Source organism: Mycolicibacterium rutilum (genome assembly GCF_900108565.1).
Lineage (GTDB): Bacteria > Actinomycetota > Actinomycetes > Mycobacteriales > Mycobacteriaceae > Mycobacterium > Mycobacterium rutilum.
The window spans coordinates 2,400,829-2,423,107 of record NZ_LT629971.1 but is presented as its reverse complement, the minus strand read 5'-3'; the positions used below and the strand labels follow the sequence as shown (position 1 = coordinate 2,423,107).

Annotated in this window: 21 protein-coding genes; 8 read left to right on the top strand and 13 right to left on the bottom strand. The window is 68.1% G+C overall.

The genetic code is table 11. The features are described 5' to 3' along the window. Positions 1-7 precede the first annotated feature (7 nt). From BLW81_RS11885 to BLW81_RS11840, 10 genes are read right to left on the bottom strand one after another with little or no spacing between them, the layout of a single operon-like run. On the bottom strand, positions 8-973 hold the full coding sequence (locus tag BLW81_RS11885) for an acyl-CoA dehydrogenase family protein (protein ID WP_083407353.1): 966 nt from the start codon (positions 971-973) through the stop codon (positions 8-10). Then, positions 973-2,148: an acyl-CoA dehydrogenase family protein gene (locus tag BLW81_RS11880; RefSeq protein WP_083407352.1), complete on the bottom strand. Its 1,176-nt coding sequence runs from the start codon at positions 2,146-2,148 to the stop codon at positions 973-975. Before BLW81_RS11880 ends, BLW81_RS11885 begins: the two co-directional genes overlap by 1 nt. Then, positions 2,145-3,071 carry a Gfo/Idh/MocA family protein gene (locus BLW81_RS11875; RefSeq protein ID WP_083407351.1) on the bottom strand — a complete coding sequence of 309 codons (927 nt, stop codon included), beginning with the start codon at positions 3,069-3,071 and terminating at the stop codon, positions 2,145-2,147. Before BLW81_RS11875 ends, BLW81_RS11880 begins: the two co-directional genes overlap by 4 nt. Continuing rightward, the gene (locus BLW81_RS11870; protein WP_083407350.1) at positions 3,068-3,985 is read right to left on the bottom strand and encodes an acyl-CoA dehydrogenase family protein; all 918 of its coding nucleotides are present in this window, start codon (positions 3,983-3,985) and stop codon (positions 3,068-3,070) included. The genes BLW81_RS11875 and BLW81_RS11870 overlap by 4 nt, the downstream gene beginning before the upstream one ends. Continuing rightward, positions 3,982-5,148: an acyl-CoA dehydrogenase family protein gene (locus tag BLW81_RS11865; protein WP_083407349.1), complete on the bottom strand. Its 1,167-nt coding sequence runs from the start codon at positions 5,146-5,148 to the stop codon at positions 3,982-3,984. The genes BLW81_RS11870 and BLW81_RS11865 overlap by 4 nt, the downstream gene beginning before the upstream one ends. A 2-nt stretch (positions 5,149-5,150) precedes the next feature. Beyond that, a complete protein-coding gene (locus tag BLW81_RS11860; RefSeq protein WP_083407348.1) occupies positions 5,151-6,311 on the bottom strand; it encodes a CaiB/BaiF CoA transferase family protein in 1,161 nt (386 codons plus the stop codon). Next, complete coding sequence (locus tag BLW81_RS11855) at positions 6,304-7,218, bottom strand: SDR family NAD(P)-dependent oxidoreductase (protein WP_083407347.1); 915 nt, start codon at positions 7,216-7,218, stop codon at positions 6,304-6,306. Before BLW81_RS11855 ends, BLW81_RS11860 begins: the two co-directional genes overlap by 8 nt. Before the next feature lie 9 nt (positions 7,219-7,227). Next, positions 7,228-9,072 carry a flavin-containing monooxygenase gene (locus BLW81_RS11850; RefSeq protein ID WP_083407346.1) on the bottom strand — a complete coding sequence of 615 codons (1,845 nt, stop codon included), beginning with the start codon at positions 9,070-9,072 and terminating at the stop codon, positions 7,228-7,230. Positions 9,073-9,075: 3 nt separating this feature from the next. Beyond that, positions 9,076-10,449, bottom strand: coding sequence for an aromatic ring-hydroxylating oxygenase subunit alpha (locus BLW81_RS11845; RefSeq protein WP_083407345.1), 1,374 nt, complete (start codon positions 10,447-10,449; stop codon positions 9,076-9,078). A 10-nt stretch (positions 10,450-10,459) separates the two neighbouring features. Continuing rightward, positions 10,460-11,293, bottom strand: a complete 834-nt coding sequence (locus BLW81_RS11840) for an SDR family NAD(P)-dependent oxidoreductase (RefSeq protein ID WP_407662340.1) — start codon at positions 11,291-11,293, stop codon at positions 10,460-10,462. Positions 11,294-11,441: 148 nt separating this feature from the next. Between BLW81_RS11840 and BLW81_RS11835 the strand changes: the two genes are divergently transcribed. The 8 genes from BLW81_RS11835 to BLW81_RS11800 all read left to right on the top strand — a co-directional run bounded on the left by BLW81_RS11835 (position 11,442) and on the right by BLW81_RS11800 (position 21,223). After that, the gene (locus BLW81_RS11835) at positions 11,442-13,025 is read left to right on the top strand and encodes a Vgb family protein (protein WP_083407343.1); all 1,584 of its coding nucleotides are present in this window, start codon (positions 11,442-11,444) and stop codon (positions 13,023-13,025) included. Then, the gene (locus BLW81_RS11830) at positions 13,022-13,759 is read left to right on the top strand and encodes a GntR family transcriptional regulator (RefSeq protein WP_083407342.1); all 738 of its coding nucleotides are present in this window, start codon (positions 13,022-13,024) and stop codon (positions 13,757-13,759) included. The genes BLW81_RS11835 and BLW81_RS11830 overlap by 4 nt, the downstream gene beginning before the upstream one ends. A gap of 3 nt (positions 13,760-13,762) precedes the next feature. After that, positions 13,763-15,313 carry an AMP-binding protein gene (locus BLW81_RS11825; RefSeq protein ID WP_083407341.1) on the top strand — a complete coding sequence of 517 codons (1,551 nt, stop codon included), beginning with the start codon at positions 13,763-13,765 and terminating at the stop codon, positions 15,311-15,313. Continuing rightward, the gene (locus BLW81_RS11820) at positions 15,304-16,080 is read left to right on the top strand and encodes an SDR family NAD(P)-dependent oxidoreductase (RefSeq protein ID WP_083407340.1); all 777 of its coding nucleotides are present in this window, start codon (positions 15,304-15,306) and stop codon (positions 16,078-16,080) included. Before BLW81_RS11825 ends, BLW81_RS11820 begins: the two co-directional genes overlap by 10 nt. Then, positions 16,077-17,525 (top strand): acyl-CoA synthetase, encoded by a 1,449-nt coding sequence (locus BLW81_RS11815; protein WP_083410477.1) that lies wholly within the window; start codon positions 16,077-16,079, stop codon positions 17,523-17,525. Before BLW81_RS11820 ends, BLW81_RS11815 begins: the two co-directional genes overlap by 4 nt. A 28-nt stretch (positions 17,526-17,553) precedes the next feature. After that, positions 17,554-19,113 (top strand): alpha/beta hydrolase, encoded by a 1,560-nt coding sequence (locus BLW81_RS11810; RefSeq protein ID WP_083410476.1) that lies wholly within the window; start codon positions 17,554-17,556, stop codon positions 19,111-19,113. 207 nt (positions 19,114-19,320) lie between these two features. Continuing rightward, complete coding sequence (locus tag BLW81_RS11805; protein ID WP_407662339.1) at positions 19,321-19,770, top strand: alpha/beta hydrolase fold domain-containing protein; 450 nt, start codon at positions 19,321-19,323, stop codon at positions 19,768-19,770. Beyond that, entirely contained in the window at positions 19,751-21,223 is a 1,473-nt protein-coding gene (locus BLW81_RS11800) for an HNH endonuclease signature motif containing protein (RefSeq protein ID WP_235632239.1), read from the top strand. Before BLW81_RS11805 ends, BLW81_RS11800 begins: the two co-directional genes overlap by 20 nt. Here the strand turns inward: BLW81_RS11800 and BLW81_RS11795 are convergent. The 3 genes from BLW81_RS11795 to BLW81_RS11785 are packed head-to-tail and all read right to left on the bottom strand — an operon-like array spanning position 21,202 to position 22,275. Further along, positions 21,202-21,582, bottom strand: coding sequence for a glyoxalase superfamily protein (locus BLW81_RS11795; RefSeq protein ID WP_083407337.1), 381 nt, complete (start codon positions 21,580-21,582; stop codon positions 21,202-21,204). The genes BLW81_RS11800 and BLW81_RS11795 overlap by 22 nt on opposite strands. 4 nt (positions 21,583-21,586) lie before the next feature. Continuing rightward, entirely contained in the window at positions 21,587-22,024 is a 438-nt protein-coding gene (locus tag BLW81_RS11790) for a type II toxin-antitoxin system Rv0910 family toxin (protein ID WP_083407336.1), read from the bottom strand. A gap of 2 nt (positions 22,025-22,026) precedes the next feature. Next, the gene (locus BLW81_RS11785; protein ID WP_083407335.1) at positions 22,027-22,275 is read right to left on the bottom strand and encodes an antitoxin; all 249 of its coding nucleotides are present in this window, start codon (positions 22,273-22,275) and stop codon (positions 22,027-22,029) included. Positions 22,276-22,279: the final 4 nt, after the last annotated feature.

Sequence of the window (22,279 nt, the reverse complement as noted above, 5' to 3'; positions counted from 1 at the left end):
TCTCCTTCTAGTGGTAGCGCTGTGCGAGTCGGTTACGGTGTGCCGCAGGTGAACCGAACAAGGACCGGTTCAAGGTGGCGCGTTTGAGGTAGACGTGGATGCCGCTTTCCCACGTGTAGCCGATGCCGCCGTGCAGTTGCATGGCCTTGCCCGCAACCTCGACGGCCGCCGAGCAGGCGTACGACTTGGCCATCGCCACCGCGTGTCCGGCGTCGGGCGCGTCCTCGGCGACGGCGCGCACCGCGGCGTCCACGAGTTGGCGCGAGACCGCGATGCTGACAGCCATGTCGGCACAGGCGTGCTTGACGGCCTGGAACGAGCCGATGGCCCTGCCGAATTGGTGGCGGACCTTGGCGTAGTCGACGGTCGCAGTCAGCATCGCCTCGCTGACGCCGAGGCTGTCGCAGGCCACCGCCACGGCCGCGCGGTCCCGCAGTCGCGCGGCGGCGCGGTCCCGCAGTCGCGCGGCGGCGCCGTCGTCGGCGAAGGGCAGTAGCTCACCATCGGCGGGTGATACCGCGGCCAGTGCCCGGGTCTGGTCGACGACGGGCCGCGGCGTGGCCTGCTGGTCGGTGACCGTCACCCCCCGGTCGGTGACGATCAGGATGCGGTCGGCGCCTGCGGCGTCGGGCACGAAGTCGTGCGGTTCCAGCGCGACGGCCAGCCGTGTCGTTCCGGCGGCGACGTCGGTCAGCAATGCATCGCGGGTGTCGCTGCGCGGCAGTGCATTCAGCGCGCCGACAGCGAGTACGGCGCTGCCGAGGAAGCTGGTCGCGCTGGCGGCGCGGCCGATTTCCTCGCAGATGACCGCGGTCTCGGCGAACGACGCACCGGCTCCGCCGAACTGTTCGTCGATCTCCAACCCCACCCAGCCGGCGTCGACCAGCGCCGGCCAGTCCACGGCGCGGTCCTTGGCGAGCAGGCCACCGGCGACGGCGCGCAGTTCGTCGTGAAACTCGGAGAAGTCGGTCATCACACGGCGCTCGGTTCCCGGGGCAGGCCGAGGCCGCGCTCACCGATGATCGTGCGCTGGATCTCGCTGGCCCCGCCGGGGATGGTCCATTCCCACGAGCCGATGAAGTCGAGCACCCAGGCACCCGACTCCCAGCCGCTCGACATGGGTTTGGCCACCTCGGTGTGGGCGGCGAGCCCACCGATCTCGGCGGCGAAGTCCGTCATCCGTTGCAGCAGTTCGCTGTAGAACAACTTGACGATCGAGGCGTCCGCCGGTCCGGCGGAGCCGGTCTCTGGATTGTCCGCGACCTCGACCAGCTTTCGGCACAGCCCGCGCAGTCCGGTCAGCTCGATCTCGAACTGGGCGAGCCGGTCGGCGACGACCGGGTCGTCGATCGGTGCGTCGCGCAACAGCCAGCGAAAGCCCGCGTTGCCGAGGCGTTCGGCGAGTTCGAGCATGGTCATTCCGCGCTCGGCGCCCAGCGTGGCCTGGGCCACCTGCCAGCCGGCGTTCTCCGCGCCGACCAGGTTCGCCGCGGGGATCGCCACGTCGTTGAGGAAGATCTCGCAGAAGTGCGAGTCGCCGATCGCGTTGCGGATGGGCCGGACCTCGACTCCGGGCGTTTTCATGTCGAGCAGGAAGTAGGAGATGCCCTTGCGTTTGGGCGCGTTCGGATCGGTGCGGGCCAGCAGCAGGCACCAGTCGGCGTGCATACCGCCGCTGGCCCACAGCTTCTGGCCGTTGACGATGTAGGCGTCGCCGTCCCTGCGGGCGGTAGTGCGCAGGCTCGCCAGATCCGAGCCCGCCTCGGGTTCGGAGAAGCCCTGCACCCAGATCTCACCGTCGAGGATCGCCGGCAGGTGACGGCGCCGCTGCTCCTCGCTACCGGCGACCAGAAGCGTCGACGCCGCGTGGTGGATGCCGACGAACGCGAGGACCAGGCGCGGCGCGTCGTGCGCGGCCAACTCCTGGTACAGCACCACCTGCTCGGCGACCGGCATTCCGCCGCCCCACTCCGCGGGCCAGTGCGGGACGGCGTAACCGGCGCGGTGCAGTTCGGTGAACCACTCCTTCTGGAAGGCGACGAATTCGTCGTCGCTCACCCCGGTCTGCTTTTCGCGCCAGTCGGCCGGGATGTGCTCGGCGCACCACGCCCGTACCTGCTGGCGAAACTGGGCCAGGTCCGCGGTCACAGCCGCACCGCCTTGGCTCGGAGTCGGTCCATGACACGGGCGACCGCGACGCCGTCGTCGAAGGACGGTGCGATCTGCGTCCCGGTGCGCACGGCGTCGGCGACGCGGCTCAGGAAGGTCTGCAGCGCGGGTGGCGGTGAGCGGCGCGGCGGCGGGGCGAACTCGGTGGTTTCGGGGTCCGCGCCGGGCCGCCGGACGGTGAGCGTCGTGTCGGCGGCCAGCTCGGCGGTGCCCTCGCTGCCGATCAGCGTGACGGCCGGCGGGGACGGCACCGCGGCCGCGAAACCGGTGTCGTGGATCGCGGTGGCGCCGTCGGCGGTGGTGAACCACGCCGAGTAGCCGTCCTCGGCGGTCGCGCCCTCGGCCGATCCGTCGATGCGGGTGACGCCGCCGCAGTCGGTGATCTCGCTGTCGAACAGCCAGCGGGTGAAGTCGATCAGATGCGAACCGTAGGCGCCGATCCAACCGCCGCCGAGGTCGCGGTCGTTGATCCAGCCGAACGGCCGGCCCCTCAGCCCGTTCCCGAAGAACGCCCAGTGCAGGTGCCGCGGCGTGCCGATCGACCCGTCGTCGGCCAGTTCCTTGAGCCGCGCCCACGCTTCGTTGAACCGGAACTCGAAGTTCAGGAAATTCAACACACCAGCCTCGTGCGCGCGGTCGCGCATCAGCGCTGCGTCGTCGGCGTTGCGGCCGAACGGCTTGTCGCACAGCACCGCATGGCCGTGTTCGATCGCACCGGTCACGTGCTCGACATGCAGGAACGGCGGTGAGTGCACCGAGATCAGGTCGGCGTCGGAGGCCAGCGCGGTCTTGACCGCGACGTCGTCGCGCGGGCTGATGACCTCGACGTCGCATCCGAGCCCCGCGTACACGGGCGCGGCCGCGTGCTTGCCGAAGCCGGTGCCGATCACCACGACCTTCATGCGTAGAGCCCCGTCAGACCGGCGCTGCCTGCGGTGCGGGTCAGCGCGTCGCGGGTGGCGGACAGGCCGAGCGGCAGCCTGCGCAGCGGCTGGCTGTACCGCGACAGCCACGACAGCGTGGTCTCGTCGCAGAAGCCGACCGCACCGTGCAGCTGATGACACACGCGGAACACCGTCTCCGCCGTTTCCAGCGCCGACAACCGAAGGGCCAGCGCGTCGTTCAGCGCTTCGGGCCGTGCGGTGGCGATGCTCCACAGCGTGTACTTGGCGAGGATGTCCAGTCCGCTGCGCTCCACCTCGGCGTCGGTGAGCTGGAACTGCACGCCCTGGAACGAGGACAACGCCTGCCCGAACTGTTTGCGCAGGCTCACGTGCGCCACCGTCAACTCGATCGCCCGGTCCAGCATGCCGAGCAGGGTCCAGCACGGCAGGGTCAGGCCGAGCGCGATGTCGGCCGCGCCGCCGTCGTCGACGTGGGTGGTCGCCAGCTCGGTGACGAACCCGGGTCCCGCCGGCCCGTGCGCGGTCGCCGTGCTGCGGACCCCGTCGAGAGTCACTGCGGTCCAGCGGTTTTCGAGTCCGCCGACCGGGGCGGCCGGACGGTTGCGCGCAACCACGAGCAGGCCGTCGCTGTCGAGGTCGGCCGGGGCGGCGAGCCGTTCGGCGACCGGATACGGCAGCGCCCAGTAGCCGGCGCTGCGGCACAGCGCCGCGGCGGCCTCCAGGCCGTCGGCGTCGGTGCGGGCGTCGAGGTCCCAGGCGCCGAGGCCGGCGAGGACCGGACCGACCAGAGTTTCGCGGTCGGCGGGTTTGGCTTCGGCCTGCTGGACCAGCTGGTCGCCGCCGGCCGCCTCGAACGCGCGCAGCGCCTCGCGGCCGTATTCGGCGGCGTCGTCGGAGAGTTCGAGGATCACCGCGCCACCGCCAGCATCGCGCGTGAGAGCAGGATCCGTTGCATCTCAATGCTTCCCGACGAGACCGTGGAGGCCTGCGAGTACTTCCAGTGGTCCTCGACCTCGCCGAGGAACCACGTCGCCCGCGCCGCGTCCGGCGGCACCTCGGCCGCGATGTCCATCAGCACCTCGGCGCTGTCCTGGTCGAGTTTGGTCACCGCGATCCGGTACGCGGCGGCGTCGCCGGGCTGGATGCGGCCGCTGCTCTGCAACGACACCACGCGATAGGCCATCAGCCGCGCTCGCCTGCAGTGCGTCAGCATCCGGATCCAGCGTCCGCGCAGTTCGCCGGGCAGGTCGTCCCACCGGTCGCCGAGCACCGCGGGCGCCGCGGCCAGCAGGCGTTCGCAGCGGGCGTAGCGGGCGATCCCGACCCGCTCGAAGGCCATCACGTCCTGGACGATGGACCAGCCGTGGTCGACCGTGCCGAGCACGTCGGCCTCGGTGACCCGCAGGTCGTCGAAGAACACCTCGTTGAGGTGGTGCGGGCCCATCATGCAGCGGATCGGCCGGACCTGGATCGCCGGATTGTCCATCGGCACAAGGAAGATCGTCAGGCCCTGTTGTTTCTTCTGGGTTGCACCTTCTCCCACTTTCGACGTCCGCGCCAGCAGGAAGCACCACTGGGCCATCGTCGCGTAGGAGGTCCAGATCTTCTGTCCGCTGACCAGCCATCCGTCGCCGTCACGACGCGCGCTGGTGCGCAGTGACGCCAGGTCCGAGCCGGCCTCGGGTTCGGAGAAGCCCTGACACCAGATCACCTCGCCGCGCGCGATCGGCGGCAGGTGTGTGCGCTGCTGTTCGTCGGTGCCGTGCCGCATGATGATCGGCCCGACCCAGTTGACGCCCATGTACTGGGCGCCGCGCGGTTCGTGGTGTGCCCACATCTCCTCGCGCACCACGGTCTGCTCCCACACCGATGCACCGCCGCCGCCGAACTCCTGCGGCCACGACAGGCACAGCAGTTCCCGCTCGGCGAGCATGCGGCAGAACCGCTGCGCGATCTCGAGATCGTTCGGGTCGTCGGTGAACGCGCCCAGATAGTGCTCGGGCACATGCTCTTTGACCAGCTCGCGCAACTCGGTGCGGAGTTCGGCGGCCTTGCCGCCCATCTCGAAGTCCATGGCTACCCCGCCTCCGCCGCGCGTGTGGTGAGGCCGAGTTCGGTCAGCACGTCATCGGTGTCGGCGCCCAGTTCCGGCGCCGGTCCCGCGACCTGGCCGGGCGTGCGCGAGAACCACGTCGGCACACCGGGAAAGCGCACCGGTCCGTGCTGGGTGTCGACGGTCTCGAACAACCCCACCGCGTTGAGGTGCGCATTGTCGAACAGCGCGTCGGGGGTGTTCAGCGGCGCGGCCGGGATCTCGAGCTTGGCGAACAGCGCGAGCCATTCGGCGGTGGTCCGCTCCTTCATGGTCTCGGCCACCAGCCCGTACACCACGTCGATGTTGTGGGCGCGCTGTTCGAGGGTGGCGTAACTGCTGTCGTTCCACGCCGGCTGGACCGCGTCGATGAACGCGTTCCAGTGTTTGTCGTTGTAGATGAGCGCGGCGACATAACCGTCGCTGGTCGCGTACGGCCGGCGGTTCGGCGCGACCGTGCGCGGGTAGACGGCCGGTCCCAGTGGGGGGTCGAACATGGCGCCGTTGGCATGTTCGACCAGCATGAAGGACGCCATGGTCTCGAACATGGCGACCTCAACCTCCTGGCCCTCGCCGGTGCGCTCACGGTGGAACAGCGCCATCGTGGTGGCGTAGAGGGCGGTCAGGCCGGCGACCTTGTCGGCCATGATGGTGCCGACGTAGTCGGCTTCACCGGTCAATTGCTTTTGCACGGCGGGTAATCCGGACTCGGCCTGGATGGTGTCGTCGTAGGCGGGTCGGTCGCGGTCCGGTCCCCGCCGGCCGTAGCCGTAGCAGTTGGTGTAGACGATGCCGGGGTTGATCGCGGCGACGTCGTCGTAACCGAAGCCCAACTTGGCGACCGCCTTGGCCCGCATCGAATGGATGAACACGTCCGCGCGTTCGATCAGCGCCCGCAGCGCCGCCTTGCCTTCCTCGGTCTGCAGGTCCAGCACGACGCTGCGTTTGCCGCGGTTGACGTTGACGAACACCCCGCTCATCCCCGGCGCCGGGCCGACGGAAATGAACCGGGTGTTGTCACCCTGCGGCGGTTCGACTTTGATCACCTCGGCGCCCATGTCAGCCATGATCTGCGTGCAGTAGGGACCCATCACCATCGCGGTGAGGTCGACGACGCGCACGCCGGACAGCGGCCCGCTACGCATGCTGGGCCGCCATCGCGAAGCTGTACCGGATGTGGTCACCGTGCCCGTCGGGGATGACCGGGAACACCACGGGGTCGGTGGTGTCGCGGATCGCGTCGATGTCCTCGCCGACCTGCTCGACCGACCACGACGGCCGGTACACCCCCGGGGTCTCCGCGACGACCGCGCGAGCGATCCGGCCCGCCAGCGCGATCAGCACTTCGCCGGTGACCGAACAGGATTCGTGCGCCAACCATCCGACCGCCGGCGCCACCAGGTCGGCGCCCATCGGCGGATACGCCGACGTGTCGAGACCCTCCGCCATCCGGGTGACCGCGGCCGGCACGATCACATTGCTCACGACGCCGTGCGCGGCGCCCTCCATCGCCGCGACATTGGACAGGCCCAACACACCGGCCTTGGCGACTGCGTAGTTGGCGACGTCGTGGTTGCCGTACAGGCCGCCGATCGACGACGTCAGCACGATGCGCCCGTAGCCGGCGTCGCACATCAGCGGGAAGGCCGGCCGGACCACGTGGAACGCACCGCGCAGGTGCACGTCGAGCACCGCTTCGAAGTCGTCGTACGACATGTCCCGAAGCGGCGCGCGCCGCACGATCCCGGCGTTGTGCACCAGGATGTCGATGCGCCCGTAGCGGTCGAGGGCAGTGTCGACGATCGCGCGGCCACCGTCCGGGGTTGCCACCGAGTCGGTGTTGGCCACCGCTTTTCCACCGGCGGAGACGATTTCGCGTACCACCGCGTCGGCGGGACCGGCGTCGGAACCGGAACCGGCGAGGCTGCCGCCGGCGTCGTTGACGACCACGGTGGCGCCGCGCTGGGCCAGCAGCAGGGCGTACTCGCGGCCCAGTCCCCGACCGGCACCGGTGACGACCGCGACCCGGCCGTCGAATCGCAACTCACCCATGCGCGGAGCTCACGACCTCAACTCCAGCCCGTCCAGGTCGCCCTTGTCGCGCCACTCTTTCAACAGATCGCCGAACGCGTAGAAGCCGGGACCGTACGGTTCACCGAGGTGCGACCGGATGCCCTCACCGCCTCCGCCGCCTTCGTTGTTGTAGTAGCCGGGGGTGCAGGACGCGTCGAAAGCCGAGTTGTCGACCGCGGATTCGCGAATCGTGCGGCACCACTCATCCTGTGCCTCGGCCGTCGGCTCGACGACCGTCGCGCCGCGGTTGAGCGCCTCGGCGACGATGTAGGCGATGTGCTCACCCTGCAGTTCGTAGTTGGCGGCGATGTTGGCCGAGATGCCGACCTGGGTGAATCCCGTGAAGAACTGGTTCGGGAAGCCGCGGCTCGTCATGCCGTGCAGCGTCTTGTACCCGTCGCGCCAGTAGTCGTAGAGCGAGGTCCCGTCGCGCCCGTCGATCGCATCGATCGAGTACCGCCTGCTGATCTCGGTGGTGATCTCGAAGCCGCTGGCGTAAATGATGCAGTCGACCTCGTATTCCTGGCCGTTGGCGACGATGCCCTTTTCGGTGATCCGTTCGACGCCCTTGGAGTCGGAGACGTCGACGAGCGTCACGTTGGGCCGGTTGAACGTCGGCAGGTAGTCGTCGTTGGACAGCGGCCGCTTGCACAGGAACCGGTAGTACGGCTTGAGCGCCTCGGCGGTATCGGGGTCCTCGACGATGTCGGCGATCCGGCGGCGCAGCCGCTCCATGATCTTGTAGTCCTCTTCCTCGCGGATCGCCATGAACTGCTCGGGCGTCATCGAGGCCGGGTCCTCCAGCGACAGCACCCGCGCGGCGGTGTTGCGGCCGAGCTCGGTCCAGAAGTCGCACACCAGATCCGGCTGGCCCAGCGCCATCCCCTCGAACGTCCACGAGTGGAAGTTGCGCTGCCGTTCCTTCTGCCAACCGGGCTGCAACGACTCGACCCAGTTGGGGTCGGTGGGGGTGTTGTTGCGCACGTCGACGGTCGACGGGGTGCGCTGGAACACGTAGAGGTGCTGCGCATCCCGGGCCAAGAATGGCACCACCTGGATGCTGGTGGCGCCGGTGCCGATGATCGCGACGCGCTTGTCGGCCAGTTTGTCCATGCCGCCGGTGTAGTCGCCGCCGGTGTAGTCGTAGTCCCACCGCGACGAGTGGAAGCTGTGCCCCTTGAAGTCCTTCATGCCCGGGATGCCGGGCAGCTTGGGCCGGTGGAACGGTCCGGACGCCAGCACCACGAAGCGGGCGCGGATGTCGTCGCCGCGGTTGGTGGCGATGCGCCAGCGCTTGATGTCCTCGTCCCAGCGCATGTCGCGCACCTGGGTGGAGAAGATCGCCGAGTCGTACAGGCCGAAGTGCTTGCCGATGCGCCTGCAGTGCTCGTAGATCTCCGGGCCGTCGGCGAACTTCTTGCTCGGGATGTAGTCGAGTTCCTCGAGAAGCGGGATGTAACAGTAGGACTCGTTGTCGCACTGGATGCCCGGATAGCGGTTCCAGTACCAGACGCCGCCGAAGTCACCGCCGAGTTCGATGATGCGCACATCCTCGACGCCGGCCTTCTTCAGATGCGCCGCCGACAACAGTCCGCCGAAGCCGCCACCGAGCACCGCGACGTCGATGTCCTCGTTGATCGGGTCGCGGGGCGCGACCGGCGTGTACGGGTCCACCTCGTAGTAGCCGGCGAAGTCGTCGCTCAGTTCGACGTACTGCTTGGACCCGTCGGGCCGCAGCCGCTTCGCGCGCTCCTGGGCGTACTTCTCGCGCAGCGCGTCGATGTCGATGTCGTCGGGTGTCTGCGTCGGCCCGCATGTGTCGGAAATGGTCATCGCCTAGAGCTCTTTCGGTTCGCCGGTGCCCATGTACTTGGACAGTTGGTAGTGCAGGTTCACGGTGCTGCGTTCGCGGTACGGGTTGGGCCGGGTGCCGGGGAATCCCAGCGACTTCATGCCCTGCTGCACCGCGGCCATGTTCGAGAAGTCCTGTGGCAGCACCGAGAGCCAGTTCGGACTGTCCTTGGGTGTGTACTCCCACTCCGTCTGCGGCTCTTGATCTTTCGGATACAGCTCGAGAGTGGCCACTTCGAAGATGCACTTGTTGGGGTCATAGCTGGGGTGCGGCCGCGCGCTGTAGCACAGCGCGGTGGTCAGCCCCTGGCCGATCTGGAAGTTCGGGAAGATCTGCCACGCCGTGCCCGCCTGCCCGAGGATGTCGGCGGGGATCGTCGGCCAGATGACGCCACGGGCTTCGTCGTCGCGCCGCGCCGAGGACAGCCAGTGCTCGAGCACCTTGTCCGGCGGCGTGTTCTCGGGCAGTTCATCGACCAGCCGCTTGGCGGCGTTCACCAGCGTCTCGGTGGTGGTCGCGTTGGTCTGTTCCCAGGTGTACATCTGCATCTCGGCGGTGGAGACGCGGGGGTCGTCGCCGGTGCCCAGCCGGATCTTGGACTTGGTGGCCTCCATGTCCTTGGGCGCGTCGTAGCCGATGTTGCTGTGCTTGCCCTGCGCCTTGGCCCAGCCCTTGAATTCGCCGAACTTGTTGAACTCCGGATGGGTGGTGAACACGTGGTAGGTCTCGTTGAAGGCCTCCAGCGCGACCTTCCAGTTGCAGTCGAAGGAGAGCCACTTGCGCCACTTGTAGCGCATGTTCTCCAGCCCGAACGGGTCGAGGATCTTGGCGGCCGGGAACAGGTAGTCGGCCAGCGGTTCGCAGTCGGGGTCCATGTTGACGAACAGCCAGCCGCCCCAGGTGTCGACCTGGACGGGAACGAGGTGGGTGTTCTGCGGGGTCAGCGCACCCTTCCAATCGTCCTGTTCGCGGATGTGGGTGCAGGCGCCGTCGAGACCGTATGTCCAGCCGTGGAATCCGCAGACGAACGATTTGCGTGCCCGGCCGACGGCGTTCTTCGCGCCCTCGGGGGTGTCGACGAGGCGCCTTCCGCGGTGCATGCAGACGTTGTGGTGCGCCCGAAACTCGTTGGCGCCGGTGCGCACGATGATGATCGAGTCGTCGAGGATGTCGTAGGTCAGGTAGCTGCCGATCTCGGGCAGTTCCTCGACGCGGCCGACCTGCTGCCACACCTTGCGCCACAACCTGTCGCGCTCGGCGCGCGCGTACTCCTCGGAGATGTAGGCCTCGACGGGGATTGTCAGCGGTTCCGAAAGTTCCTCGGGTACTTGTACATCGCGGTCCTGCATATCGGTCATCTGGATCTCCTTAGAACCGACTGATCTCTGCGCGGAAGGTTTCGTCTTTGAGGAACAGCGACGTGTTGTCGGCTCCGACATGTGTCCACTTGAGGTTGAGCCCGCCGTCGACCAGCAGGGTCTGGCCGGTGATGTAGCTCGACAGGTCCGACAACAGGAACAGGATCGCCCCGGCCTGCTCCTCGGGCCTGCCGCGTCGGCCCATGGCGATCGCGCGGCGGTCCCGGTCGGGATCGACGTCGACGTAGGTGCGCGACGCGGCGGTCTCGGTGACGCCAGGGGCGACCGCGTTGACGCGGATGCCGTCGAGCGCCAACTCGACGGCCATGGTGCGGGTCATCGCGACCACCGCGGCCTTGGCTGTCCCGTAGGCAATGTGGAACGGCGCGGTGTTCATCCCGCTGATCGAGGAGACCGACACGATCGACCCGGGCTTCCCCGCGCCGCGGATCTCGGCGGCCACCGCCTGGCTCATGAAGAACGCGGTCTCGAGGTTGGCGGTGAACAGCGCCCGCCAGTCGTCGCGCGTCACGCGGGTCGAGGGCATCCAGGTCGACGGCGCCGCGCCACCGGCGATGTTCACCAGGCCGTAGAGGTCGCCGTCGACGCGCCGGACGTGCTCCATCACGGTGGCGATGCCGTCGTCGGTGGAGGCGTCGGCCGCGACCGGGTGCACCGCCAGGCCTTGCTCGGCAAGCGGCGCGACGTGTTCGTCGAGGTTGTCCTGCGACCGGCTCACGGCGACGACCGTGGCCCCGACCTCGGCGGCCATCCGGGTGATCGTGGTGCCGATTCCGCCGCCGCCGGCCCCCGACACCACGACGATCCGGCCGGCCAAGTTCATAAGGTCGCCCACTATTTGTCCGGACAACGAATGGTGCTCTCCATGTTGCAGAACACTATTCCCCAGCGGGAATCGGTGCGTCAAGGGTCGAAGCGTCTCCTGCGATGCCTATTGTCTGGACTAAGCGCCCTTGCTAACGTCCGAGGTCATGACGCAATCCCGCTATCCGGAGTGGACTCCGGCGACCGCCGACGGGTGGCGCGTCGAACGGTTGACCGCGCCCAGCCGGTTGTTCGGCGCCAATGGTCTGCGCACGGGCCCGGACGGTCGGGTCTACGTCGCACAGGTGACCGGCAGCCAGATCAGCGCGCTCGACCTCGGCAGCGGTGACCTCGACACGGTCAGCGCCAAGGGCGGCGACATCGTCGCCCCGGACGACGTCGCGTTCGACGGCGACGGCAACCTGTTCGCGACCGAGGTGATGGACGGGCGGGTCAGCGTTCGTGAGGCCTCGGGTCGCACGCGCGTGCTGCGTGACGACCTGCCGTGCGCGAACGGCATCACCGTTCACCAGGACCGGCTCTTCGTCAACGAGTGCCGCGACGGCGGGCGGCTGATGGAACTCGACCGCGGTACCGGTGCGGAGCGCATCCTGTTGGAGAACCTGCCCTCGCCCAACGCCATGGACGTCGGTCCGGACGGCCTGCTCTACTACCCGCTGATGACGGCCAACGAGATCTGGCGCATCGACCTCAACGGCGGTGAGCCGCAGCGGGTGGCCGCGGATCTCGGCGTGCCCGACGCAGTGAAGTTCGACCCGCAGGGCAACTTGGTCTCGACGCAGGTCGCCAGTGGGCAGGTGTTGCGCATCGATCCGCGCAGCGGCGAGAAAACGCTTCTGGCGCAGCTGAATCCGGGCCTGGACAACCTGACGTTCGTCGGGGACCGGCTCTTCGTGTCGAACTTCACCGGCGAGATCACCGAGATCCTCGGTGTCGGCCAGACGCGTGCGCTGCTCGCCGGTGGGCTGAACTGGCCGCTGGATCTGGCGGTCGGCGCCGACGGCAGGCTCTACGTCGCCGACGGCACCTACTTCTACACCGTCGGTGATGACGGCGCGCTGCACACCGTCGGCATGCTGTTCTCCCCCGGCTATCCCGGCTTCCTGCGGGGGCTGGCGCCGGTCGACGGCGGGGCGTTCGTCGTGGCAACGTCGGGCGGCCAGATCGGCCGGTACCGGCCGGCCGACGGGGAAACCGATTACCTGGCGGACGGTTTCGATCAGCTGTACGGCGTGGCGGTCGGGGCCGACGAAAAGATCGTGTTCGCCGAACTCGGCACCGGGCGGGTGCACGCGCTGCGGCCGGGCGGTTCCGCGGTGTTGGCGTCGGACCTGCGGGCTCCGGTCGGTGTCGCGTTCGGGCCCGACGGTCGCGCGCTGGTCGCCGAGTCCGGTGCGGGCCGGGTGGTGGCCGTGGGTGGCGGGACCGAGACGGTGGTGGACGGCCTGCAGCGGCCGCAGGGCATCGCGGTCGCCGACGGCGTGCTCTACATCGTCGATGCGGGCGCGAAAGAGGTTGTCGCGGTCGATCTCACGACTAACACGCGCACGACGATCGCGTCGGGGCTGCCGGTGGGCCCGCCGGCGGGCGTGGAACCGAAACCGCTCAAGGGCATGCCGCCGTTCTCCGGCCCGCAGGGCCCGTTCGCGGGGATCACCGTCGGACGCGACGGCACGCTGTACGTGTCGGCTGACGGCGAGGGCAGCGTGCTCGCGCTGCGGCGCACATGACCGTCAGCCCCACCGACCATCGCTACCTGCAGGTGGCGCGGACGCTGCGCAAGGAGATCGTCGACGGGATCTATCCGGTCGGCTCCCAGCTGCCCACCGAACAGCAGCTGTGTGAGCGGTTCGCCGTGAGCCGCTACACGGTGCGTGAGGCGCTGCGAAGGCTGCGCGAGGACAACTTGATCGCGTCGCGGCCCCGCGCGGGCACGCTGGTGGTGCCGCGTCCCACCACCAATTCGTACGCCCAGGACGTCGTGTCGATCGACGACCTGTTGGCGTTCGCAGCGGGGGCGCAACTGGCGATCGAGTCGAACGCGATGGTGACCGTCGACGACGCGACGGCGGCGCGCACCGGCCTGGAGGCCGGCTCGCAGTGGCTGGCGGTCAAGGGGTGCCGCCGCGCCGAAGGCGACGACACCCCCGTGTGCACCACCGAGTACTACATCAACCGGGCGTTCGCGGCGGTCGGCCGTCTGTTGCAACGACATTCGGGGCCGATCTTCCCGCTGATCGAGGATCTGTTCGGGGTCAGCATCGTCGAGGTGCACCAGGAGATGGCCGCCGTCACCGTCACACCGGAACTCGCCGGAGTACTCAAGGTCGACGCGGGCACCGCTGCGTTGGAGATGCGCCGCAGCTACACGACGTCCGACGGTGAGGTCGCACAGGTGACCGTCAACACGCACCCGTCGTCGCGGTACCGGCACTCGATGACCATGCGCCGGGTGAAGGGTTAGGCCGTGCGGGTCGACGAGAAGCGCAGCGCCGACGCCTATCGGCGCGGGTTGTGGGTGCACGAAACCCTGGCCGACTCGCTGCGCGACGCCGCCGCGGCCACCCCTGACCGGACGGCGTTGGTGGACGGTGATGTTCGGCTGAGCTGCCGGGAACTGCACGACCGGGCGGTGGCGGTGGCGCAGGCGTTGATGGCGCGCATGCCCGCCGGCAGCGTGGTGTCGTTCATGCTGCCGAACTGGTATGAGGCCGCCGTCATCTATCTCGGCGCGACGCTGGCCGGCATGGTGGTGAACCCGATCCTGCCGTCGCTGCGTGACCACGAGTTGAGCTTCATCCTGGGCGATTCGGACTGCCGGGCGGTGTTCGTGCCGGCGTCGTTCAACGGTTTCGACTACGCCGCGATGCTCGACCGGGTCACCGCGGCGATGACCGCACCGCCGGAGGTCGTCGTCGTCCGCGGTGAGGCCGGTGCGCACACCCCGTACGAGTCGCTGTTCGGCGGCGCGGGCACGGCCGTGCTGCCGGTGCTCAACGCCGACAGCGTCCGGATGATCCTTTACACCTCGGGCACGACCGGACGCCCGAAAGGCGTCCTGCACACGCACAATTCGATCCACGCATTGATCCGTCAGATCGGCGAGCACTGGCGCGTCGATGCCGGCGACACGTTCTTGGTGCCGTCGCCGATCGCGCACATCGGCGGGTCCATCTACGCGTTCGAGTGTCCGCTGCTGCTGGGCAGTACCGCGGTGCTGATGCAACGCTGGGACCCCGACGCCGCGGTCGGCTTGATGCTCGGTGAACGCGTCACCCACATGGCCGGTGCCACACCGTTCCTCGACGGACTGCTCGCCGCCGCGCAGCGTGCAGGGACCCAGCTGCCGGATCTGAAGGTCTTCATCTGCGGCGGCGCGTCGGTCCCGCCGTCGCTGATCCGCAGGGCCACCGACTATTTCGAGGCTGCGACGGTGTCGCGGGTGTACGGCTCGACCGAGGTGCCGGTCACCACCGTCGGCGCGCTCGGCGACACCGACCACGCCGCCGACACCGACGGCAGGCCGGGCATCGCGGAGATCAAGCTCGCCGGTGAGGAGATCTGCGCGCGCGGACCGCAGATGCTGGTGGGTTATCTGCATCTGGCGGACGAGACCGAGGCCTTCGACGAGGACGGCTATTTCCGCACGGGCGATCTCGGCCGGTGGGTCGACGACGGCTACTTGGTGGTCACCGGCCGCGCCAAAGACATCATCATCCGCAACGGCGAGAACATCTCCCCCAAGGAGATCGAAGACATCCTGATCGGCCACCCGGGCATCGCCGAGATCGCGATCGTCGGTGTGCCCGACGAGCGCACCGGGGAGCGGGCCTGCGCGGTCGTGGTGGCAACCGACGAACCGCCGCCCGATGTCGCGGGCATGCGCGCCCTGCTCGAGGAGCAAGGCCTGGCGCGGTTCAAGGCGCCCGAGCAGGTGGCGGTGTGGGAGTCGTTGCCCAAGAACGACGCCGGGAAAGTGTTGAAACATCGGATACGAGCGGAGCTGGAATGCAGGTAGCGATCGTGACGGGCGCCAGCAGCGGGATCGGCTTCGGCTGCGCGACGAAGCTCGCCGAGATGGGGATGGCGGTGCTGGGCACCGGGCGTGACGCGAACCGGCTCGCCGACCTGGAGGCGGCGATCGGTGACCCTGACCGGGTGGCCACCGTCGCCGTCGACCTCACCGCCGACGACGCGCCGCAGCGCATCGTGGCGGCGGCGCTCGACCGGTGGGGCCGCATCGACTTTCTGGTCAACAACGCGGGTGTGGGGAGCCCGAAGCCGTTACACGAGACCGACGACGACTCGTTGGACTACTTCCTCGGGCTGATGCTGCGGGCGCCGTTCCGGTTGGCCCGCGATGTCATCGGGCACATGGAGTCCGGTTCGGGGATCGTCAACGTGACGTCGACGTTCGCGGTGGTGGGCGGGCTGCGCGGCGGTGCGTACTCGGCGGCCAAGGGCGGCTTGACCTCGCTGACGCAGCACATCGCGTGCCAGTACGGGCCGCAGGGCATCCGGTGCAACGCGGTGGCTCCTGGAGTGACGTTGACCCCGATGGTGGCCACCCGGTTGGAAGACGACCGGTTCCGCAAGATCAACACGGAGATGACGCCGTACCCGCGGCTGGGTGAGGTCAACGACATCGCGAGCACCGTGGCGTTCCTGTGTTCGGACGGCGCGAGTTTCATCAACGGTCAGACGATCGTCGTCGACGGCGGCTGGAGTTCGACGAAGTACCTGTCCGACTTCGCGCTCAACGCCGAGTGGGTGGCACGGCAGTGAACCTGTTCGCGCTGCTCGACCAGGCCGCGAGCCGGTTCGGCGAGCGCGGCGCGGTGTATCTCGGTGCGCGGCAGGTGCATACGTGGGCGCAGCTGCGGGAGCGGGCGCTGCGGCTGGCGGCCACGCTCGGACAACCCGGCACCCGCGTCGCGGTCGCCAGCGAGAACCGGCCCGAGATCATCGAGTTGATGTTCGCGGTGTGGGCGGCCGAATGCGTGTACGTGCCGATCAACTACAAGCTGCATCCGCGCGAGATGGGGCAGATCCTCGAAGACTCCGGTGCGACGCAGGTGTTCGCGTCACCGAAGATCGCGCCGACGCTCGACGCCCCGCTCGAGGTGATCGGCACCCCGGCATACGAGAACCGGTTCGCCGGTGAGGCTTTGGCGCCGCCGGTGACGGATGCCGAGACGCTGGCGTGGTTGTTCTACACCAGCGGAACGACCGGCAAGTCCAAGGGGGCGATGCTGTCGCACCGCAACCTGATGGCGATGACGGTGTCGCACCTGGCCGATTTCGACGCGCCCGACGAGAACTGCAGCCTGGTGCACGGTGCGCCGATGTCGCACGGATCGGGTCTGTACGTCCCGCCGTACGTGTTGCGCGGTGCGCGGCAGGTGATCCCGGAGTCGGCGGCGTTCGAGCCCGACGAGTTCCTCGACCTGTGCGAGAGCCATCCCGGCTGCAGCGCGTTCCTCGCGCCGACGATGGTGCAGCGGCTGGTGCAGACCGGCCGTTCGTGCCCGGCCAATCTGCGGACCATCGTCTACGGCGGCGGGCCGATGTACGTCGACAGCTTGAAGAAGGCGATGGCGGCGTTCGGACCGGTGTTCGTGCAGTTGTACGGCCAGGGTGAGGCGCCGATGACGATCACCGGGCTGCGCAGGCACGACCACGTCGACGCCGACGATGCGGTGCTGGGGTCGGTGGGTTACGCCCGCTCCGGTGTCGACGTCGCGGTGCTGAGCGACGACGGGACGCCCGCCGCGGTCGGTGAAATCGGCGAAATCGTCTGCCACGGAGACGTCGTCATGTCCGGCTACTGGAACAACCCCGATGCGACGGCCGCGACGCTGCAGAACGGGTGGCTGCGCACCGGCGACATGGGGTCGTTCGACGACCGCGGTTACCTCACGCTCCGTGACCGGTCCAAGGACGTGGTGATCAGCGGCGGCAGCAACATCTATCCCCGTGAGGTCGAAGAGGTACTGCTCGAGCATCCCGGCGTGATCGAGGCCGGCGTCGTCGGTGCGCCCGACGAGGAGTGGGGCGAGGTGGTGGTCGCGTTCGTCGTCGGCGATGTGACCGTCGAGGAACTCGACGCCCATCTGCTCGAGCGGATCGCCCGGTTCAAGCGGCCGAAGCGCTACGAGTTCATCGACGAGCTGCCGAAGAACAGTTACGGCAAAGTGCTCAAACGCGCACTGCGCGAGCGTTTGCAGTGACAGTGTCATCACCGTCGAAGGAGTGAGCATGCTCAACCGGGCGAGCTGCCTGATCGCATCCGTCGGGCTTGGTGTTGCGATCTGGACTGGGCTCGGCTGCGGTGTGGCGCTTGCCGATCCGACGGATTCCGGTAGCGAGTCCGCGGCGTCAGAGAGCTCCGAGAAGGCGTCTGAAGATTCGACACCTGCGTCAGCGCAGAATGACGACAACGAAAAAGACGAGGTCGACAGAGTCGACGACGAAATCGACGCCGCCGAAGACGAAACCGACACCGACGACACCGAGTCGCGCCCGAAGTCGAAGAAGTCCCGGTTGAGCACACCGGTGGAGCCGGAGGCTGACGCCGCCCCTGCCACCGTCGTTGTGACCGAGCCGGACCCGGTCGACGAGCGACCCGTGCTCGACGTTCCCGAAGAGGTCGACATGCCCGACGAGGTCGTCGAGGCCGATGAGCCGGCGGAGGGCACCGTCGACCTGCCTCCGCCACCGGAATCTGTCGCCGCGGCGCTCAGCCCGCTCTCGACCGCGGGCGGCGCCCCCGAAATACCGGTCAATACACCGGCGGAATGGGCGTTCCTGGCCGCCGCGCGGCGCGAGATCGCGGCGCCGGACGTCGCTGCCGATTGGGAAAGCCAGTACACCGGCGCACCGAGTCTCGTCCACGAACTCGTGGTCACCGGTCTGCGGGTCGTCGATCTCGTGCTCAAACCGTTCGGCGGCCTGCTCACCTTCACCAGCCTGGAGGTGCCGCTGTTCACCGACGGGGTGCCGCCGTTTTTCTTCCGGCACGGCCTGAGGGTGGAGCGCACCGAGTTCGAGGGCACACCGGTGTGGTCGCTGCGGCCGCAGGATCCGTCGGGCAAGTACATCGTCGCGCTGCACGGCGGCGCCTATGTCGCCGAAGCCAGCCTGTTCCACTGGTGGACCTACACCGACATGGCGCGCGATACCGGTGCGACGGTGCTCGTGCCGCTCTACCCGCTTGTCCCGGACGGTGGCACGGCAGATGTCGTCGTTCCTCAGACGGCGGATTACCTCGAACAGCTCATCACCGAGCACGGCGCCGACAACGTCAGCGTCATCGGGGACTCGGCAGGCGGCGGCATCGCGCTCGCCGCGGTGCAGGAGCTGGTACATCGGGGGTCGGCGGTGCCGGAGCGCATGGTGTTGTTCGCGCCGTGGCTCGATGCGACGGTCAGCGATCCGCTGAGCCGCCAGCTCGACCCTGGCGACCCGCTCCTCGATGTGCCGAATCTTGTTCGGGCAGGCCAGGACTGGGGCGGGGTACTCGGCGTCGATCACCGGTACGCCAGCCCGCTGTACGGGTCGATAGAAGGGCTACCACCGATCGCGGTCTACTCCGGATCACTGGACCTGCTCACCCCAGACACTTTGCGGCTGCAGCAGCTGGTCACCGAAAACGGGTACGACAATTTCACCTTCAACTTGAGCCGGGGGCGGCTCCACGACTGGGCGATCTTCGGTTTCCTCCCCGATGCGCAGGCGGTGCGGCCGTCGGTGTACCGGGACCTGCTGGGCGAGCCCGAAGCGCGTGGTGACCACGTTCACCAGCGCCGTCGGGCTTGACTTCGGCGACCCTGACCTCGTTCGTCGCGACGGACCACCCGCCCTTTTTCACCACGTTGGGGCTGCAGGTGGCACGGGACGAGTTCGACGGCATGCCGGTCTGGACCTTGACGCCGCCCTCGCCGTCGGGTCGACATGTCGTCGCGCTGCACGGCGGCGCGTACGTGATCCAACCGACCGTGATCCACTTGGTTCGACTACGCCGCGATCGCCCGCGACACCGGCGCGACGGTGGTCGTGCCGATGTACGGATTGGCGCCGCACAGCACCGCCGGTGTTGAGGTTCCGCGTATCGCGGACCTCCTGTCCGCGGTGATCGACGAGCACAGCGCGAAACAGGTGACGGTGTACGGAGATTCGGCAGGCGGGGGTCTCGCGTTGGCCGCGGGTCAGGAACTCGTCCGGCGCGGGTCGCCGACACCGGCGAGCCTGGTGCTGCAGGAAAAGGCACTGGCGACGGCCGGATCTCAGTTCACGTTCATTCTCCGCAAGGGCCAGGTCCACGATTGGGCACTGCCGTTGCTGCCGGAGGGGTTGGCGGAGCGGCGGCAGATCCTGACCGTGCTGACCGGCCGCAGTGGTGCGCCGTGGGCGGGTCTGCTGCCCTTGCTTAGATCCTTTTCGTCGTGCACGTTCAATGTCGGTGGACCCGAGTAGTATCGAACATATGTACGATCCCGCTTACGGCGCCACGGACGCGGATCTGATCACCTTCATGGGTGAGGAGGTTCGTGAGGAGTCTGCGGCGTTGGGGCGGCGGTGGTTTCTGGTTGCCGAGTTGGCCGGTCGGCGGTTCCCGGAGATGGTCGGACGTCAGATGTACTGTGCTGATTCGATCTCCTCGGTGGCCGCAGAGATATCGCCGGTACTCAACATCAGCCACTCGCGGGCGGTATGGCAGGTCGAGACGGCGATCACGCTGCGCGACCGGCACCCGCAGGTGTTCAAACGGCTGTGTCGCGGCCTGATCGACTACCGGATGGTCTCGATGATCGTCGCGCGCACCGACAACGTCGCCGACGACGTCATGGTCGAACTCGATGAAGCCATGGCCGGGCGGGTCGAAAAGTGGATGAAACTGTCGAAGAACAAACTGCGCGACCGCATCGATCTGTTCATCGCCGAATTCGACCCGGCCGCCGTGCGCGTGCCACCGGACGCCGACAAGCACCGATACATCGATATCGACCCCGGCGACACCGCCGGAACGGCCTTCGTGTCAGGCAGGTTGCACGCCGAAGACGGAGCAGCCCTCGATCAACGGTTGGATGCGTTGGCCGACACCGTCTGTAGCAACGATCCGCGCACCAAATCCCAGCGACGCGCCGACGCGTGCGGCCCGCTGGCACGCGGCGAGGCGACATTGGCCTGCCAGTGCGGGCTCGACGACTGCCCGGCACGCGCCAACCGCGCCGCCGCCAATGCCGCGGTCATCCATGTACTCGCCGAACAGGGCACCATCGCAGGAACCAGCGACAAACCCGGCTACCTACCCGGATTCGGCGTTCTTCCGGCCCAGTCCGTGCGCAACCTGCTCCCTGCGGCCCAGACCAAACCGGTGACCGTACCGACCGCCGACACCGCCGCACAAACCGGCTATCGCCCCAACGCCACGCTGACCGAATTCCTACGCTGGCGCGACCTGACATGTCGCTGGCCAGGATGCGACAAACCCGTGCAGCGCTGCGACATCGACCACACGGTGCCCTGGCCCTACGGACCGACACACCCGTCCAACACCAAGCACTACTGCCGAATCCACCACATCACCAAAACGTTCAACACCGGCGCCGGCGGCTTCACAGACGAACAACTGCCCGACGGCACCATCGTGCTCACCGCACCCACCGGACACACCTACCGCTCACAGGCACACGGCGCGAGCATGTTCCCCGCGCTGCGACAACCCACCGGCACCGTCGAAACCACACCACTACCACCCGAAAGCCCCGACCGCATCGCGATGATGCCGCGACGCCGACAGACCCGAGAACAAGACCGCCGCGAGCGCATCGCCACCGAACGCCGCAAACGCACCGAAATCATCACCGAACAACAACGCCAACACCAAGCCTGGCTGGCCGCCACCTACGAACCACCACCCTTCTGAGCGTCGTTGTCGCAGAAGCGCAGTTGGTTGCCGAAGGGATCGGCGACGTCGATGGTTATGCCCCAGGGTTCGCGTTCGAGGCCGGGGCGGGCGAAGGCGTAATCCTTGGCGGCGAGTTCGGCGTGGAACTGCGCGATGCCGTGCATCGGCAGGAACACGGCGCTGCCCGGCGTCCCGTCGCCGTGGTGCTCGGAGAGGTGAATGATCAACTCCGAGCGGCTGATCTGGCGATACAGCGGCATGCCGGGTTCGAACCGGTGCTCCCAGTCGGTGGTGAAACCGAGATAGCCGAGATAGAACTCGTCGGCCTTGGCGGCGTCGAACACCCGCAGGATCGGGACGGCGCGTTCGAATCGCATGCGGTCAGGCCGGCGTGAAGATCGCCTTGAACCGGTTCAACGACTGCTGGATGTCACCCTTGAGTGCCCCCGCGACCACCATGCCGATCGGACCGAACAACGCCGGCCCGCCGAGGTGCACGTCGAAGGTCACCGTCGACCCGTCGCCCGACGGTTTGACCTTGCCCATCAGCTTGACCTTGACGCCGCCTTTACCGTCGCCGTTGAGCGTCATCGTCTCCGGCGGGCGGTAGTGGACGATGGTCCACTTGATCCGGTTCGGCATTCCCTTCACCTCGACGATGGATTCGAGGGTCGTGCCCTTCTCGAGCGTCTCGGGCAGCTTGCTGCGCCACACGCGGTGGATGCTCAGCCATTCCTTGTACCGCGCCAGGTCGGACGCGCACGCCCATGCCTGCTCCGGCGGCAGGGGGACGTCGACGGAGACCGAGAGTTTGGCCATTGCTACGAGGTGGGCGGCGCGGTCGGTGGCTGCTGCTGGGGCGGCGGCGGTGCCGGTTGTTGCGGCTGCGGGGCGCCCTGCGGGTTGTTCTTGGTGACGTAGTTGCGCGCCGCGTCCTGTGCCTTGTCGACGTGCTGCGTGTATTTGCCCTGTGTCTTCTGGTCGAAGAAATCGCCCGCCTTGTCGATCGCGCTGCCGGCTTTGTCGGGATTCTTCGACACCCAGTTCTTCAGCTTGTCCAGAAACGACATGGGT